General features: G+C 66.7%; 16 protein-coding genes and 1 tRNA gene. 8 read left to right on the forward strand and 9 right to left on the reverse strand.

What is annotated here, in order from left to right; all coding sequences use genetic code 11:
• Window positions 1–35 precede the first annotated feature (35 nt).
• Window positions 36–827 (forward strand): thioesterase family protein, encoded by a 792-nt coding sequence (locus ACFXKN_RS07215; RefSeq protein WP_378952314.1) that lies wholly within the window; start codon window positions 36–38, stop codon window positions 825–827.
• A gap of 329 nt (window positions 828–1,156) precedes the next feature.
• Here ACFXKN_RS07215 and ACFXKN_RS07220 read toward each other — a convergent pair.
• Window positions 1,157–1,230: transfer RNA gene (locus tag ACFXKN_RS07220), tRNA-Ile, on the reverse strand.
• 387 nt (window positions 1,231–1,617) lie between these two features.
• Complete coding sequence (locus tag ACFXKN_RS07225) at window positions 1,618–2,622, reverse strand: zinc-binding dehydrogenase (protein ID WP_379432659.1); 1,005 nt, start codon at window positions 2,620–2,622, stop codon at window positions 1,618–1,620.
• A 144-nt stretch (window positions 2,623–2,766) separates the two neighbouring features.
• Here ACFXKN_RS07225 and ACFXKN_RS07230 point away from each other — a divergent pair, with 144 nt between their 5' ends.
• A complete protein-coding gene (locus ACFXKN_RS07230; RefSeq protein WP_379432660.1) occupies window positions 2,767–3,270 on the forward strand; it encodes a hypothetical protein in 504 nt (167 codons plus the stop codon).
• A 6-nt stretch (window positions 3,271–3,276) separates the two neighbouring features.
• On the opposite strand, the gene ACFXKN_RS07235 is transcribed toward ACFXKN_RS07230, so the two are convergent.
• The 5 genes from ACFXKN_RS07235 to ACFXKN_RS07255 form a co-directional block, all read right to left on the reverse strand.
• Complete coding sequence (locus tag ACFXKN_RS07235) at window positions 3,277–5,049, reverse strand: SDR family oxidoreductase (protein ID WP_379432661.1); 1,773 nt, start codon at window positions 5,047–5,049, stop codon at window positions 3,277–3,279.
• 43 nt (window positions 5,050–5,092) lie between these two features.
• On the reverse strand, window positions 5,093–6,187 hold the full coding sequence (locus tag ACFXKN_RS07240; RefSeq protein WP_379432662.1) for a PDR/VanB family oxidoreductase: 1,095 nt from the start codon (window positions 6,185–6,187) through the stop codon (window positions 5,093–5,095).
• Entirely contained in the window at window positions 6,184–7,086 is a 903-nt protein-coding gene (locus ACFXKN_RS07245; protein WP_378952329.1) for a metal-dependent hydrolase, read from the reverse strand. Before ACFXKN_RS07245 ends, ACFXKN_RS07240 begins: the two co-directional genes overlap by 4 nt.
• Window positions 7,087–7,201: 115 nt before the next feature.
• On the reverse strand, window positions 7,202–8,206 hold the full coding sequence (locus ACFXKN_RS07250; protein ID WP_379432663.1) for a YdcF family protein: 1,005 nt from the start codon (window positions 8,204–8,206) through the stop codon (window positions 7,202–7,204).
• A 21-nt stretch (window positions 8,207–8,227) separates the two neighbouring features.
• Window positions 8,228–8,893 carry a rhomboid-like protein gene (locus ACFXKN_RS07255; protein WP_379432664.1) on the reverse strand — a complete coding sequence of 222 codons (666 nt, stop codon included), beginning with the start codon at window positions 8,891–8,893 and terminating at the stop codon, window positions 8,228–8,230.
• Window positions 8,894–9,007: 114 nt separating this feature from the next.
• On the opposite strand from ACFXKN_RS07255, the gene ACFXKN_RS07260 reads away from it, so the two are divergent.
• Window positions 9,008–9,331, forward strand: a complete 324-nt coding sequence (locus ACFXKN_RS07260; RefSeq protein WP_379432665.1) for a plasmid stabilization protein — start codon at window positions 9,008–9,010, stop codon at window positions 9,329–9,331.
• 65 nt (window positions 9,332–9,396) lie between these two features.
• Here the strand turns inward: ACFXKN_RS07260 and ACFXKN_RS07265 are convergent, their stop codons facing one another.
• A complete protein-coding gene (locus ACFXKN_RS07265; protein ID WP_379432666.1) occupies window positions 9,397–11,430 on the reverse strand; it encodes a CocE/NonD family hydrolase in 2,034 nt (677 codons plus the stop codon).
• Window positions 11,431–11,585: 155 nt separating this feature from the next.
• On the opposite strand from ACFXKN_RS07265, the gene ACFXKN_RS07270 reads away from it, so the two are divergent.
• The 4 genes from ACFXKN_RS07270 to ACFXKN_RS07285 all read left to right on the forward strand — a co-directional run bounded on the left by ACFXKN_RS07270 (window position 11,586) and on the right by ACFXKN_RS07285 (window position 14,281).
• Window positions 11,586–12,236 (forward strand): TetR/AcrR family transcriptional regulator, encoded by a 651-nt coding sequence (locus tag ACFXKN_RS07270; protein ID WP_379432667.1) that lies wholly within the window; start codon window positions 11,586–11,588, stop codon window positions 12,234–12,236.
• A gap of 62 nt (window positions 12,237–12,298) precedes the next feature.
• The gene (locus tag ACFXKN_RS07275) at window positions 12,299–12,517 is read left to right on the forward strand and encodes a three-helix bundle dimerization domain-containing protein (protein ID WP_378952347.1); all 219 of its coding nucleotides are present in this window, start codon (window positions 12,299–12,301) and stop codon (window positions 12,515–12,517) included.
• A 58-nt stretch (window positions 12,518–12,575) separates the two neighbouring features.
• On the forward strand, window positions 12,576–13,661 hold the full coding sequence (locus ACFXKN_RS07280) for an S-(hydroxymethyl)mycothiol dehydrogenase (protein ID WP_378952350.1): 1,086 nt from the start codon (window positions 12,576–12,578) through the stop codon (window positions 13,659–13,661).
• Window positions 13,658–14,281 (forward strand): MBL fold metallo-hydrolase, encoded by a 624-nt coding sequence (locus ACFXKN_RS07285; protein WP_378952353.1) that lies wholly within the window; start codon window positions 13,658–13,660, stop codon window positions 14,279–14,281. The genes ACFXKN_RS07280 and ACFXKN_RS07285 overlap by 4 nt, the downstream gene beginning before the upstream one ends.
• A 140-nt stretch (window positions 14,282–14,421) precedes the next feature.
• Here ACFXKN_RS07285 and ACFXKN_RS07290 read toward each other — a convergent pair whose 3' ends face one another.
• Complete coding sequence (locus ACFXKN_RS07290; RefSeq protein WP_378952356.1) at window positions 14,422–14,865, reverse strand: MarR family winged helix-turn-helix transcriptional regulator; 444 nt, start codon at window positions 14,863–14,865, stop codon at window positions 14,422–14,424.
• 250 nt (window positions 14,866–15,115) lie between these two features.
• Between ACFXKN_RS07290 and ACFXKN_RS07295 the strand changes: the two genes are divergently transcribed.
• Window positions 15,116–16,783, forward strand: a complete 1,668-nt coding sequence (locus ACFXKN_RS07295; RefSeq protein ID WP_379432668.1) for a fatty acyl-AMP ligase — start codon at window positions 15,116–15,118, stop codon at window positions 16,781–16,783.
• Window positions 16,784–16,788 lie beyond the last annotated feature (5 nt).

Genomic DNA, 16,788 nt, shown 5'->3' on the forward strand with positions numbered 1-16,788 from the left:
AAAATTCGACCGATAGGTTGAGAAATGTGAAGGATATGACTGTTCCCGCGTCCGCCTACTTTCACCGAGTCGGCGCCCACCGTTTCGCGCCGACAGTGCACGCCGGCGGCGCGTGGGACACCGCCGAGCAGCACTTCAGCCCGCTCGGCGGCCTGATCGTCCACGAGATCCAGCGCACGCGAACACACGAACAACGTCCTGCGCTGGTGATGAGCCGGATCAGCTTCGACATCCTGGGCCGGATAGCGTGCGACGAATTCGAGATCACGGTCCGCACGATCCGCCCCGGGCGCACCATCGAACTGGTCGAGGCGACAGTTACCATCGCCGGACGCGACGTCGTCTCCGCGCGCGCCTGGATGCTGAGCAGCCAGGACAGTGACAGTGTCGCGGGCGGGGAGCCCGACCGACTCCCGGCACCCGAGTCGTTGGCGTCCTGGCCGCTGACCTCGGTATGGCCCGGCGGGTACATCGCCTCGGTGGATACCCGCCCCGTCGGCGTGCCCCAGCCCGGACGGACCACCGCGTGGGTGCACTCACCGGTGGACTTGGTCGCCGCGGAATCGGCCGATCCGCTGGCGACATTTATCGCGCTGGTCGATACCGCGAACGGGATCGCGGTACGGCAGGAACCCACCAAGTGGATGTTCCCCAACCTGGACCTGACCATCCACCTCTACCGGCAACCCGAAGGCACCTGGACCGGCCTCGACACCGCCGTGACGTTCGGCCAGGCGGGGCAAGGATTGACCAGCACCGTCCTGCACGACACCCATGGCCCAGTGGGAGTAGCCCAACAAATTCTGACCGTTCGCCCACAGCAATAACCGCGCCGGAATCCCCACCCAACGGACCGCACGGCAGCCTGTGCTGAACGCGACCAGCATGCATGCCGCTGCCCGCGCTGCGGCGGCATCACTGGGCCGAGCGGGAAGTGGATGGCCGCCTTTCCGCCCCCACCGAGGCCCTGCTGCGCGATCGAACGGTCAACGCGAGTAGTCGATTTCGATGATGTCGTCCTCCAGATCGGAGATTTCCACCTCAGGATCGAGGCCCGCGACGACATCGGGCGTCAGCGGACGCGGCGTCTAACATGCCGAGGGGCCGTTGTCGCGCTCCGGCGAAAAGAACATATCCGCAGTTCAGAGGGGGTAAGTGGGGCGGGTGGGGCTCGAACCCACGACCAGCGGATTATGAGTCCGCGGCTCTAACCGACTGAGCTACCGCCCCTCGCCGCGGGGGTCTCCGCGGGCGAGTCGCATGGTACCCGGCGGAGTGCGGGGTTGACCACTTGGCGCGGCGGTCGTGTCGCGGCGGCTGGGTGATGCGGGTTGACTGGGTGCAGAAACGGCGATCGGGGTCGCGGGTTCCGAGGAAGACGCGGCGGCCGATCGCCGTCGTGGTGCTGCACCCGAGGGTAGGGGTTTACGAGCTTTTCGCTCGCTGGCCTCCCCGTAATCGAACCTCGCGATCGCGACGGTCGATGTTGTCCCCTGGGTTGCTGGCCAACTTGATCACTCCTATTACCAACAACAGAACCGCAGCGATCACTGCGACGATAATCAGTCCCTGCACAGAACATAACTTAACGTGTATTCCGTTGCGGCGCATAACAAGTTACAATGACGCGCCGACCGTCAATAAGGTACGACCGAGGGCGGAGCGGCTTTCGATCGCGGCATGAGCCTCCCGCACCTGGTCGATCGGGAACGTCTGCCCGATCACCACTTCCAGCGCACCCTCCGCTACCGCCGCCTGAGCCCGGGACGTGATGTCGACCCAGTCGACGTCCTTGCCGACGATGTCGAACAGTCCCAGCACCGTGACAGCCCGTGCTACTGCGCCATCGGTGTCTCCGTCTGCGAACTCTCCTGCGGCAGCGCCATATCCGAGGAACAGTCCGTTGTCGGCAGCGGCGGCCAACGCCGCACCGCCGAGCTCGCCACCCGCTCCGTCGAAGACGATGGCCGCTCCCCCACCCGTGATCTCGCGAACGTGCTCCGCCCAGCCCTCGACGGAGTAGTCGACCACCTCAGTCGCTCCCAATCGTGTTGCGAGCGCGAGCTTTTCCGGACCACGGGCCGCGGCGACAACGTGCGCGCCTGCCGCGATCGACAGCTGGATGAGCAGCGTGCCGAGCCCACCCGCCGCGGCGGTGATCAGCACCCACGAATTCGGTTGCACCGCAGCCCTGTCGAACACCGACAGGGCGGTGCGGCCATCGTGCGCGAGGCCGACGGCCTGCTCGGTGGTCAGTTCGTCGGGGATCTCGGTCAAAGTGGCGGCCTTGGCAAGGGATTTCTCGGCATAGCCACCGATGGGCAGGCCCCCGCCGATGCCGCTGGCTGCGGTCGCGGTGACTACGCGCTTGCCGAGCCAGCGGGGATCGACCTCGGCGCCGACCGCACTCACCACACCACCGATCGCCCCACCGGGAACGTAGGGCAGGCTCAGCGGGAAGTAGTCCTGACCCCACCCGCTGCGCAGCCGGGTGTCGAGGAACATCACGTCGGCGACCTCGACGTCGACGACTACTTCGACCGAATCCGGTTGTGGTGCGGGCAAGTCCAGCACCTCCAGGACCTCTGGCCCACCGAATTCTTTGACCTGCACTGCACGCATGGCGACTCCTTCGTGGCGTTGACCGAACAAGTCAAGGATGAAACCTCGAGCGGAGTTCAGGTCAAGTGCACTAGGACGTAGGTCACACGATCATGAGCCACCACTGCGGCTGATACCTCACCGCTGGTGGCCTTACAGTGAATTGTGGCGTTCTCTTTTCCCCGGCCCGGCAGACGGCAAGTCGACCTCCCCACCGTCGACCGCACCGTCGCCGCGCTGCGTTTCCCCGAGGCGATCTTCAAGACCTCGCCTTGGCAACCTCGCGATCTCGTGGAAACCGGTCTGCGCCAATGGTTGCGGTGCTGCGGTGCCGCCATTCGCGACGATCAGGTGATCGGGATGCCCTCGCACGCGGTCGACGAGGCGTGGCACGGCTTCATCCTGTGTACCCAGCTCTACGCCAGCTTCTGCGAGCAGGCGTACGGACGTTTCCTGCACCATTTCCCCGAGGGCGTCGGGGAGAGCACGCAGCGTCACGGCACCATGGTCGAACAACTGGGCCGCACCGTGGTCGCCTGGTCGATGGTGGCCCAACCCGACGAAGAGTGTGTGCTGTGGGACCTGGACCGGAAGGTCGGCGTCGAGGACCCATGGGGCGTGGACGCCCGGCACATTGCCGCCGTGGCGGAGCAACTGCGCCGGGCGTAAGCCGACTCAGACGAGCTTCATCCGGCGTGCGGCCAACCGCACCGCGCCGGGTGCGATCCGGTTGATCCGGTACTGCACCCACGATTCCGGTGTCACCGGCACGATGTCGCGCCCGGTCCGCACCGCCTTCACGATCTGCGCCGCCACCCGGTCGGGGGTGTAGCCGCGGCGCTCGTACAGCTTGTCGAACTTCTGCTGCGCGGCCGCCTCTTCTCGGGCGGAGACACCCGAGATACGGGTGGTGGCAACGATATTCGTGTGCACGATGCCCGGGCACACGGTCGACACCGAGATGCCGCGGTCGGCCAGTTCGGCACGCAGGCAGTCGGAGAACATGAACACCGCCGACTTGCTGGTGGCATAGGCCGCCATATCGCGCTGCGGACTGTAGGCGGCCATGCTGGACAGGTTCACGATGTGCCCGCCGAGCCCACGATCGGCCATCGCCGCGCCGAAAGCCCGGCAGCCGTTGACGACACCGCCGAGGTTGATCCGCAGGACACGGTCGAACTCCTCCGACGGAGTGTCGAGGAACCCGCCTGCCTGACCGACACCGGCATTGTTGACCAGCACATCGGGCACGCCGTGCGCGGCGATCACCAGGTCGGCATGCGCGCGCACCGCGTCTTCGTTCGACACGTCCAGCGAATAGTAGTGCGCCACACCACCTTCCGAGGCGACGAGCTCCGCGGTGGCCTTGGCGGCGAGCTCGTTGACATCGGAGACCACCACTTCGGCACCGAGCCGCGCGAATGCCAGCGCGGTCTCCCGGCCGATGCCGCTACCCGCACCGGTGACGACCACCAGCTTGTTCTCGAATTCCCTTTGCGCGGTACCTACCTCAGCCCTGGCGAGCCCCCGCGATACGCCGGCCCCGTCGAGCGCGTCGATCAGCTCGGTGGTCGCGGTGGCGAGGAGTTCCGGATGGGAGAACGGCATCCAGTGCCCGGCGGGGACGTCGCGACGCCACAGCCGGTCGGTCCACTTGGCCGAATCGTCGTAACCCGCGGGCCGCACGGCGACGTCGCGGCCCGCGACGATCAACTGCACCGGGACCTCGGTGCGACGCTCACGCGGGGAGAGCATGCGCGCCACGATGTTTGCGCGATAGATGAGCAGCCCGTCGACCATGTCGCGGCGGAACGTCGGGCCGAGCTTCACGTTGGCGGCGGGGGTGTCATTCATGATGGAAACCGCGCGCTGCCACACCTTTTCGGTGCCGATGGCGTTGAACGTGGCGCGCGGCAGCCCGGGCGTCATGAAGAAGAAGGTGTAGGCCGAGGAGGCGAGTTGGGTCATCGGCTGCCACACATTGCGCAGGGTGGGGCGGGCGAGCCGGTCGCGCACCCAGCTGGCCAGGTGGTCGAGGTTGGGGCCCGAAACCGAGGTGAACGAGGCGACGCGCGCACTGGCCTGCGGCTCGCACACCGCTTCCCACACCTGCACCGAACCCCAGTCGTGGGCGAGCACGTGCACGGGGCGGTCGGGGCTCACCGCGTCGATCACGGCGTAGAAATCGCGGGCGAGTTCGTCGAGACGGAAGTCGTCGGTGCGCTGGGTGCGGGTGGATTCACCGTGACCACGGGTGTCGTAGGCGACCACGTGGAAACGCTCGGTGAGCAGTGGAATAACCCGGTCCCACAGGTGATGGGTGTCGGGCCAGCCGTGCACGAGCACGATGGTGTCGGCGGTCGGGTCGCCGTACTCGAACACGGCGATGTCGAAATCGCCGCTGCGGACGGTGCGCTGATTCACGGGCTGCGGGCTGTCGTTCGTCATGATCTGTCGGATTCCCTGTCCACTGAGTTGTTCCCGAAGGAATTCATAGGTCGAGCACCAATCGCTCACCGCGAGAACGAGATACACACGCGAGCATGGCACCCTCGGCGTGGTCGTCAGCGGAGAGCACGGTCTCGCGATGGTCTGGTTCGCCCGACCTGACCCGCACCACACAGGTGCCACAGAAGCCCTGCCTGCACGAATAGGGCTGGTCGGGGCGCGTATCGAGAATGGTGTCGAGCACGGTGCGGTCGGCGTCGACGGTGACTACCGCACCGCTGGAGGCGAATTCGAGCTCGAACGGTGTGCCGTCGACGACCGGCGGTGGCGAGAACCGCTCGAAATGCAGTTCCACTTCGCCCATCTCGCGCACCGCGGCGACGATCGCCGAGGTCATCGGGGTGGGGCCGCACGCGTAGACCGCGGTGCCAGGACCGACGCCTGCCAGCAGATCCGCCGCGGCGGGCAGACCGTGTTCGTCATCGGTGCGCACGACGACATTCGCACCGAAGCTCTCGGTCTCGGCCAGGAACGGGATGGTGTCGCGGCTGCGCCCGCTGTACACCAGGGTCCACGGCACACCGAGGCGGTGCGCGAGCCGGGCCATCGGCAGAATCGGCGTGATGCCGATGCCGCCGGCGATGAAATGCAGTCGCTGCGAAGGTGATCCGTACCCCGGCACCGCGAACGGGAAGGCATTGCGTGGCCCGCGTACCACCAATCGACTGCCGACCGGCAGTGCGTCGTGCACCTCGACCGAGCCGCCGCCACCGCCGGGAATACGGCGCACCGCTACCCGGTAGGCGCGCTCGTCGGCGGGGTCGCCGCACAGCGAGTACTGCCGCAACCGGCCCGACGGCAATTCGAGGTCGAGGTGCGCGCCGGGCCGCCAGCGCGGCAGGACCCGGCCGTCGGGCGACTCGAGGCGCAGGCTCACCACGTCCTGGTCGTGCGCTTCGATCCGGCGTTCGGTCACCACCACGGGCAGGCGGCGATCTTCGACCCGCGGTCGCAGATCACGGCGGTTGACCAAGGCGGCCCAGCGCAGCCGGGCGGAGGCGACGGCATCGAGGATCCTGACCGCCTGGTCGTGGCGGTCCTTGCCATACAGATCGGCGGGGAGTTCGCGAGTGGTCACGACGCTGCCGCGCGGGCACCGGGCGAGGCCGCCAGGTAGGCGAGGGCCTGCGCCGTCGAGCCGACGCTCTCCGGGTTGTACCCGGGCTGGAAGGTCGAGAGCGCGCTGCGCAGCAGCGAAGGCACGCCGGGCAGCGCCCCACGCCACATCGCGCCGAACACACCGGCGATCACCCGCGGATAGCCGTAATCGGGCAACTGCTGATCCTGCTGGACAAGGAATCGAGCCCCCCGCACCAGCAAGACGATGAAGATCGGGAACACCAGGGTCATCGCCGCACAGCGCCGGACATACCCGACCCCGAAGTACTCCGCGACGTCATGAGCGACATTGCGATGCTCGACCTCCTCGGCACCGTGCCAGCGGAACAGATCGAGCATCCGTGGGTCACCCCCGAACTTCTCCAGGTCGGCGTTGAGAATCCAATCGCCGAGCCAGGCGAAGAAATGCTCGAGACAAGCGATGAAGGCGACCCGTTCGACCAGCATCTGCCGACCCGCGCGATCGTCGCCACCGCGCGATCCCAGCGAGATACGGAACAGGTATTCCATCTGCTTCACGTACGGGGCGATGTCGACACCGTGCCCGACGAACACATCCTCGAGCACCTTCGCGTGAGTCTGCGCGTGCATCGATTCCTGCCCGATGAAACCGAGCATGTCCTCGCGCAGTTTCGCGTCCTTGACGTAGGGCAATGCCTCGCGATAGGTCTCGATGAACATGCGCTCGCCCTCGGGCAGCAGCATGTTCAACGCACTGATCAGGTGACTGGCGATCGGCTCTGCCGACATCCACTGCAGGTCAACACCCGACCAGTCGAAAGCGACATTACGGGCATGCAACGCCACAACGCCCGGATCGGTGTCCGGGACTTCTCTCCCCCAAGGAAATAACTTCATCGGTACTCCTCGATCAACCGCGCACGAACCTCCGTGCACCAGGTCGCGACGTTGCGCCCCACTCGGTAGTCCCGATGATACAACTATCCATAACTTTACGTAACACCTAAATCTGTCACTTCGCTTCACCGAAGATCGCCAGCGCGACCGGCGCCGCCACCAGCAACGCGCACATCACGGCATTGACCGCCTTGTGCTCGGCCAGAATCCCGACGTATTCGCGCAGGATGGCGCTGGGCAGGTAGTAGCGCGCGGTCGGCGCGCCGACCGCCTGGGCGTCGAACCCGACCGAGCGGGCGAGCAGCGCGGTGCGCAGCACATGAAAGTTGCTGGTGACCAGCAGGATGCGGCTCTCGATCCCGCGCCGGGCGAGCAATTCCCGGCTGAACAGCAAGTTCTCGCGGGTGGTCGTCGAGCGGTCCTCCCGCAGGATCTCCTCGTCGGGCACGCCGTGTTCGACCAGGTAGGCGGCCATCGCGGTGCTTTCGGCGACCTTCTCGTCGGAACCCTTGCCGCCGCTGGTGATCAGCAGCGGCGACGGACCGTGCGCACGGTCGGTACGCCAGATACCCAGCGCTCGGTCGAGCCTGCTCGCCAGCAGCGGCGGAACCCGGTCACCGAGCAGGCCGGAGCCGTGCACCACGATCGCGACGGCGTCGTCGGTGCGGGTCACCCAGCTGTAGACGACCGAATAGAACAGGAACGCGACCAGCACGAAGCCGAGGTAGGCGGCGACGAGCACGACCGCGAGCAACAACACCCCGAACACCGTCCATTCCGCGATCACCGCCACCACCAGCAGTGCGTACGGAATCAGCAGCGCGACGCCGAGTCCGAACGAGAGCAGGTTCGCCAGGCGAACACCCTCGCGGCGCAACATCACCACGCCGTTGAGCATCAGCAGTCCGGCCAGCACCAGCACCAGCAGCGGCGACAACGCGAGCGCGAAGAAGACGAGCAGTTCGGGCCCGGCCCCTTCGGCGCCCGAGCCGATCAGCGCGGCGCCGGCACACAGAATTCCGAGCAGCAGCAACACGCCGTTGCTGAATCGGCGCCGCTCCTGACGGAAGCGCAGCGCGAACACACCGAGCAGAACCACACCTATCGCCAGCAAGATCACCAGCTTCACCCTAGTGAGCAATCAACGCTCGACGGTGGACCGCCGCCTCAGCAGTACACCGGGATCCCACCGTTGCCCGCGGCCTCGGGTCAGCGGGTAGCAGGCGAAACCGATGGCGGCCGCGCTCGCATGCCCGATATCGGTGAAGGTGCGGTCGATGAAGATCGGCGGAACCACCACCGCGAGCACCGCGAACACGTACACCCAGCGCCACGGCGTCACGAACCGATAGGCGAGCACCGCGGCGACACCGGCCAGCCCGTAGCTGACGCCCACATCGAGGATGTACATCGCCCGTTCGGGCGCGTCCTCGCTGCGGATCGCCCACAGCACCACGCCCTGGCTGAGATAGGTGGCGCCCACGTGCGCGAGCACGACGACCACCAGCCAGCGCAGCGTGCCGAGCCAGCGTTCGGCATTGGCGTGAAAGAGCGTGAACAGCACCGCATAGGCGAGCCATCCGCCGCCGTCGGTCCAGAACGCGCTGGTGATCAGCACCCGCAGGGGATCTTGACCGAGGTGGTGCAGGTTGGTCGACCGGTGATCGAGCCACTGTCTGGCTTCATCGGGTGGGAGGAGATCGATGATCACCGTCGTGACGGCGAGGGCGGTCAGCCACAGATAGGTGCCGGGCGCGCTGCGGATCCACCGCCATACGCGGTTCGCCGCCCTGCCCGGTACGCCCACCAGAACAGTGTGCCAGGCAAGAATTGCCAGGGCATTGCTGTCGTCCTGTTTCCTCGGCCGATCCCCGGGTAGGCGTCCACCACAGGCGACATCCCGAGACGACAGGAGCAGCCGATGCCCCAGCAAGCGTGGAGCGACAAGCGCGAACGTCAATACAAAGACATCAAGAAATCTGAGCGCGACCGTGGCCGCAGCGAGAAAAGGGCTGAGGAAATCGCCGCACGGACGGTCAACAAGACCCGCGCCGAGCACGGCGAGACCAAGGGATCGGGCAAGTCATCGCGATCCGGCAGTGCCGCGCAGCGACGTGGCGGCCAGCGGGCCCAGGGCAGCGGCAAGACCCGCGATCAGCTCTATGAGGAAGCCCGGCGCCGCAATATCGACGGCCGCTCCAAGATGAACAAGCAGGAACTGGCCAGCGCCCTCGGCCGCGGCTGAACCCCCGGCTTATCGATCGTCTCGTGATCTGCCGGGGGCGCCCTATCGCGGCTGGTCGAGTCGGGTCACCAGCCGGGATCGGTGTCGAGGGGGACGTTGATCCAGCTCGGGCGGGACGGGTCCAGCTCGAGGTGCTGGGTGCGCAGGCCGCTTTCGTTCAGCAACGGGCGCAACGGGATTCCGCTGGGGAAGTTGCCCGCGAAGATGTCGACGCGCAGGCGGTGGCCCGGCAGCAGGACACCGTCGGTGGCGCGGATTCCGATGTCGATCGTCGTCGGCTCGCCGGGCACGATCGGCTGACGGGTATCCAGGGTGAGGTACGGATACGGGTCGGTGTAGTCGCCGTTCGGCGAGCGGGTCGCCTTGCCTTCGTCGATCGCGCGCAGTGAGGCTGTCAGCTGGCCCTGCGACCAGACCGTCGAAGTGCCATCCGGCGCTACATCATTGACGGTCACCGTCCAGTAGCCGTCGGTGGCGTCGAGCACGGTGTTCAGGTGTGCGGCGATCGCCCCGGAGATCCTCGTCGGCTGGGTCACCGGCGCCGTGGTGAAGGTGAGCGCGGCACCCTCGCTGATCCGGGCGTCCTTCGCGCAGATATCGGGTAGCGGCACCAGTCCGGCTGTGCCCTGCGCGGCATCACGCGAGCAGATGGTGGTCAGGCTCGGGTCCACCGAAACACGCTGTGCGGCACCGGGAGCGGTGCGCAGGCTGCCGTCGTGGCGAGCGCCCGGCGCGGTGCCGGAGGAGGCCGCGTCGAGATACATCCGCCGGTACTGCATGCCGGGCCGCGGGAAGGCGACGTCGGTGGTCCACTGGTCACTTCCCTGCTGCCACAACGTGACCGGGTCGTAGCGGTCGATGCCGTTGTCGATGCCCTTGAGCCACTTGTCGAACCACGCGCGCTGCAACGATTCCAGTGGCGCGGGCGCACCCGGCTGGCCCATGCCCGAGCTCACCGTCACGTGGTAGACGTCGTCCATGACGAGCTTCTTCTGCTCGGCGGGCACGTTCACCGCGTTGTAGATGCGCGGGGTGGAGTAGGTGAAGATGTCGTGCCAGCCGCCGTAGAGGAAGGTCGGCACCTGCACCTGTTCGGGCGAGCCGACCCAGGCCTTCCGCAGTGGGCTCTCGTCGTCGAGGATCGCGGCCATCTCCGGCGGGATCTGCTCGATGCTCGGGGTGGTGAGCGCGGCGATGAGCACATTGAAGAAGGTGAACGGGTCGCGCACCCGGTCGCGCAGCCAGACCCAGTCGAATTTGCCGGTGAGCACAGACACCATGTCGGGCAGCAGTTTCGCGCCGTCGACAGCGAGCAGCCAGGTCGGGATGAACCCGATCCCGAGCGCGCCACCGGGGGCGGCGACATCGCGGATCAGGTCGCTACCTGGCACGACCGGGAAGATCGCCTTGAGCGCTTCCGGATGACGCTGCGCGGTCTGCAGTTGGTTGATCCCCGAGTAGGAGATGCCGCTCATCCCGATCTTGCCGTCGGACCAGCCCTGCTTCGCCGCCCAGTCGACGACTTCCACGCCGTCGAGTTGCTCGCGTTCACCGAACACCTGCCAGGTGCCCTGTGAGAAACCGGTGCCGCGCACGTCGACGACCACCTGGGTGTAGCCGCCGCGGATCAGGTTCCGGTCGACGCCGAAGGTGCGGGCCGCGCCGCCGGGCAGCGCGTTCATCATGTCGCTGAGGCTGCTGAAACCGAACGGCGTGAAGTCCAGGTTCTGCAGCACCGGCATCAGCAGATCCGACAGGCCGGGCACCGCCAGTGCCGAGTCCGCGATGTTGGTGACCAGCTTGGTGTAGGGGGTCATGTTGACGATGGTGGGTGTCGGCTCGGCGACCGGCTGACCGTCCGCACCGGCTGGGTGATAGACGTTGGCTTTCAATACGGTGCCGTCACTCATCGTGATCGGCACGTCCCACTCGATGAAGACGTTGGGGTATTGCTGCGGACCGTTATGGGTGGCGATGAACTGAGCGTCGAGACCCTCGGCGTTCGGCGATGCCTGGCCGACCGGTGCGGATGCGACGGCGCCTGCCAAGACAACGACGGATGCGACCAGCGCAGCCAGCCGCCCGCGATGTGTGATCATGCTTCGGTTCACCCCTCGACCATCGGGAACCACAACGTTCCCGTACCGGGAAGTAACGTAGCGTGGGTCACGTTCGATCGCAAGAACATGTTCTGGGCAATCCTCGATCGGCGCCCGCGCGCACCCCGCGGCCGCCGCCTGACAGAATTGGCACTGTGACAGCGCCCGAACTCGACGACGGCCGCCGATACCGTGGCGCCGCACCGGGACAACGTCAGCAGGAACGCCGCGCCCGGCTGATCGAAGCGGCTACCGACGCCTTCGGCACCGACGGCTACCGCAACAGCACAGTCACCACGATCTGCGCGGCGGCAGGCGTCGGCAAACGCTACTTCTACGAATCCTTCACCGACAGTGAGGATCTGCTGCTCGAGGTGTACCGCGAGACCGCCGCCAGGATGATCGAGGCGATCCATACCGGCCTTCGCGAGACCGACGCCGACATCGACACCCAGGTGCACGTCGCCCTGACCGCATACTTCCAGCTCATCCTCGACGACCCACGGGTGCCCCGGATCGCGTTCTTCGAGATCCTCGGCGTGAGCCCCGCCGTCGACCGGGCCCACCACAGCGTTCTCGACGCCATCGTCGACATCTGCTTTGCCCTGTTCACCCCGCACGTCGACCTGGAAACCCATCCCGCCGTCAGCGTGCGCACCGTGCTGCTCGGCCTGGTCGGCGCCATCGTGATCATCGCCCAGAAGTGGGTGCTCGACGAATACCGCCAACCGCTGACCGATGTCGTCGACAGCGCGTGCCTGGTGGCCAACGCGGTGCTGACACGGATCGGCCCGGACGGCAGGTAAGGACGTCAACTCGATTAGGCGCCGACCCGTTGATCGACGTCGTCTCCGGGTAACCGTGGAATATGACGACTCACGAGAACCGCCAACTCGACGAGGTCATCGAGCGGTTGATCATCCGATACCCGACCATCGCACCCGCCGAGCTGGCCGACATCGTGCACAAGGTCTACGACGCGTTCGGGAAAGTGCACATCCGCGACTATGTTCCGTTGCTCGTGGAGCACCACGTGAAGGAAGAACTCGGCAGTCCGACAGGAGAGATCCCACCCATCCCGGACTGATCGGGCGGGCGGGCCCGCTAGCGTTGACGTAGACCACGCCAACCATGAGGAGGTCCGCATGCCAGACACCGTTCGCGGAGTCATCGCCCGCGCGAAGAACGCGCCGGTCGAAACCGTCGACATCGTAATTCCCGATCCGGGACCTCACGATGTGGTCGTCCGCGTCCAGGCTTGCGGGGTGTGCCACACCGACCTGCACTATCGCGAGGGCGGGATCAACGACGAGTTCCCGTTCCTGCTCGGTCACGAGGCCGCCGGAGTGGTCGAGTCCGTTGGCGCCGCCGTAACCCATGTGTCCGAGGGTGACTTCGTCGTCCTCAACTGGCGCGCGGTCTGCGGCGAATGCCGTGCGTGTCGACGCGGGCGCCCCTGGTACTGCTTCGACACCCACAACGCCAGCGTTCCGATGACGCTCACCGACGGCACACCGCTCACCCCGGCGCTCGGGGTAGGCGCGTTCGCCGACAAGACCCTCGTGCACGAAAAGCAGTGCACCAAGGTCGATTCCGAGACCGACCCGGCCGTCGCCGGTCTGCTCGGCTGTGGCGTGATGGCCGGGATCGGTGCCGCCATGAACACCGGGAACGTCTCGCGCGGCGACAGCGTCGCGGTGATCGGCTGTGGCGGCGTGGGCGACGCGGCCATCGCCGGTGCGCGTCTCGCCGGTGCGGGCACGATCATCGCCATCGACCGTGATCAGCAAAAGCTGGACTGGGCCAAGGACTTCGGTGCCACCCACACCATCGACGCGACCAGCGAAGACGTGGTCGAGCGGATCAAGGAACTCACCGGCGATTTCGGTGCCGATGTGGTGATCGACGCGGTCGGCCGCCCGGAAACCTGGCAGCAGGCGTTCTACGGGCGCGACCTGGCGGGCACGGTCGTCCTCGTCGGTGTCCCGACACCGGACATGAAGTTGGAGATGCCGCTCATCGACTTGTTCTCGCACGGCGGCGCGCTGAAATCGTCCTGGTACGGCGACTGTCTGCCCGAACGCGACTTCCCGATGCTCATCGATCTCTTCCGTCAGGGCCGACTGCCGCTAGACCGGTTCGTCACCGAGCGGATCGGCATCGACGGGGTCGAGCAGGCGTTCGCCGCGATGGCCGAGGGCAAGGTGCTGCGTTCGGTGGTGGTCTGGTGACCCGCATCGAAAGAGTGGTCACCTCGGGCACTTTCGCGCTCGACGGTGGCAGCTGGGATGTCGACAACAATGTGTGGCTCATCGGTGACGACGACGAGGTGCTCGTCATCGATGCCGCCCATAACGCCGACGCCATCGCCGACGCGGTCGGGAACCGTCAGGTCACCGCCATCCTGTGCACCCACGGCCACAACGACCACGTGACCGTCGCCCCGGAACTGGCCGAGCGCCTCGACGCTCCCGTCCTCCTCCACCCCGGTGACGAGCCACTCTGGCGCATGACCCACCCGAGTGCCGACTACCGTTCCCTGGCGGACACTGCGCGAATCACCGTGGCGGGCATCGATATCGACATCCTGCACACCCCCGGCCACTCCCCCGGCTCGGTCTCGCTGCATGTCCCCGATCTCGCGGCCCTGTTCACCGGCGACACCCTTTTCGCCGGTGGCCCCGGCGCCACCGGCCGCTCGTTCTCCGACTTCGACACGATCATCGATTCGATCCGGGATCGCCTGCTCACCCTCCCCGAGGAGACAACGGTCCACACCGGCCACGGCGACACCACCACCATCGGCACGGAGCGGCCCGCGCTCGCGGACTGGATCGCCCGCGGACACTGATCACTGAACCGGACCGCCGGTCACCAGGCTCTCCTGTGCGTTTTCTCGCCCGGAAATCCGACAGGAGAGCCTGGTGATCTCGATCGTGTGCGGATTGTCGATTACCGCACTGACTTCCGCGAAACCCCCACCCGTGAACCTCAGTCACGAAGATCGGCCACGGACTCCTGGTAGGCCACGGCCGCGCGCGCGAAATAGTCGAAGAGCACTTCGCGCTGCGCCGGGGTATAGCTCGCGATGATCTCGCCGATCCGGCGCCGGGCGGGGGCAAGTACCTTGTCCAACTCGGCAGGCTGGTCGATCGGTTCGACGATGACCTTGCGCCGGTCGCTCAGGTCGGCACCGCGGCGCACGTATCCGGCCTGCTCGAGGCGGTCGACGAGACGGGTGGTCGGGCCGGTGGTGAGTCCGGTACGAGTGCCGAGTTCCCCCGGTGTCATCGCACCGTTCAGCTCGAGGATATTCAGTGCGTAGAGGTCGGTCGCGTGCAGATCGACCGCCTTCGCGCCCGCCTGAGCATGCAGCACCACCGAACTCAGGTACCGGCGAAAGATCGCGCTCGGGTCGTCGTCGGGTGTAGACATCCTGGCCTCTCACTTCGTCCACGCAGACACTTCGTCGTCAATGATAGATCTTGTCCGCAGGTTCATGAGGGGCAACAACGCTGTCAGTGCGTCGGTCGCCTGAGTCGCGGGTTCGACTTCCACCAAGGGTGCACAGATGCCACCCCCCGGGTTAGCTGGGTGATACCCGCGGGCACTATCTCCACCGGCACAGAGAGCGGATAGTCATAGTCATCCCCTATGACTTTCTCCCCTGTGAAGGAACGGCCGCATGCAGCCCAGTTACGTGCACCACGTCAGGCACCAGGTTCACACGTACGGAGAGACACGCTCCTACACCTACCTGCGTGAGGCCGGGCGCGAGCTGGTCGAGGAGATCGTCACCTACCCCGAACTCGATCGCGACGCCAGGGCGCTCGCCGCGTGGCTGGCCGACCGCCCGGAATCGGCGGAACCCGTCGTCCTGCTCTACCTGGACGGTATGGCTTTCCTGCGGGCCTTCCTCGGCTGCCTCTACGCGGGCGTCATCGCGGTGCCCGCGCCGCTGCCCCACGATGAGCGCAGTACCCAACGGGTGGCGGGCATCATCGCCGACTCCGGTGCCCGCTTGGTTCTCACCACCGCCAACTTCCAGCCGATGGTCGCCGCGGCCACGACCGCGGCGGTGGTGGCCACGGACGAACAGCTCGGTGACCCCGATGCGTGGCGCCTGCCCGATATCGACACCGGGACCATCGCGTTCCTGCAGTACACGTCCGGCTCGACCGGCACGCCGAAGGGCGTCGTCGTCACCCACGGCAACCTCCTGCACAACGAGGCCGCGATCTCCACCTCGATCGGGATCAGCGACGCCTCGACGGGCGTCACCTGGATCCCGCAATTTCACGACATGGGCCTGATCGGATCGCTGCTCGCCTCGATCTACGCCGGCGCGAACCTGGTGTTCATGTCGCCGACCACCTTCCTCAAACGCCCCGTTCGCTGGCTGCAGACGATCGACAAGTACCGCGCAACCTGCACCGCCGCCCCGAACTTCGCCTATGAACTGATCACCAAGCGCGTCACCGACGAGCAGTTGGCCGCCCTCGACCTGTCCACCCTCGAGGTGGCGTTGTGTGGCGCCGAACCGGTCCGCGCACGGACCATCGCCGCGGTGCGCGAACGGTTCGCCCCCGCTGGGTGGCGCCCGACCGCACTGCTGCCCGCCTACGGCCTGGCCGAGGCGACGCTGCTGGCCACCGCCGCGGCGATCGACGCGCAGCCGGAGATCGTCGACGGTACCGACAGCTTGCTGGTCGGTTGCGGCAAGGCGGCGCCCGGCCTCACCGTCCGCGTCGTCGACATGCACACCGGGCAGCAGGCCGGCGACGACGCCGTCGGCGAGATCTGGATTCGCGGCGACAGCGTCGCCGCGGGCTACTGGAACCGGCCCGAGGAGACCCGCCACACCTTCGACGCGTATCTCGGCGCCGAAGGACCGTTCCTGCGCACCGGCGACCTCGGAATGCTGCGCGGTGGCGAACTGTTCGTCACCGGACGGCTCAAGGACCTGCTGATCATCAACGGCCGAAACCTGTACCCGCAGGATGTCGAGGAAGTGGTGGAGCAGCTGCACCCCGCGCTCACCACCGGTGTCGCCGTCTCCGTCGAGGCCGGTGGCCGGGAGCGACTCGTCGTCGTGCAGGGGGTCAAGACAGCGATGCTGCGCGGTACCACCCTCGCCGAGCTGACCTCGACGATCAAGATCGCGGTCGCTCGCGGTTTCGATGTGCCCGCCCCGAGCGTCGTCCTCATCGAAAGCCGATCCGTGCACCGCACCACCAGCGGCAAAGTCCAACGGGCCTCGATGCGCGAGGCCTTCCTCGACAACACCATCGCGACCGTCCTGCACGAAGATCTCGAACCGGCCATGAGCCGATCATCGACCGCGACCCGCTGAGGAGC

The sequence above is a fragment of the Nocardia sp. NPDC059195 genome (assembly GCF_042754695.1).
In the GTDB taxonomy this organism is placed as follows: Bacteria; Actinomycetota; Actinomycetes; order Mycobacteriales; family Mycobacteriaceae; genus Nocardia.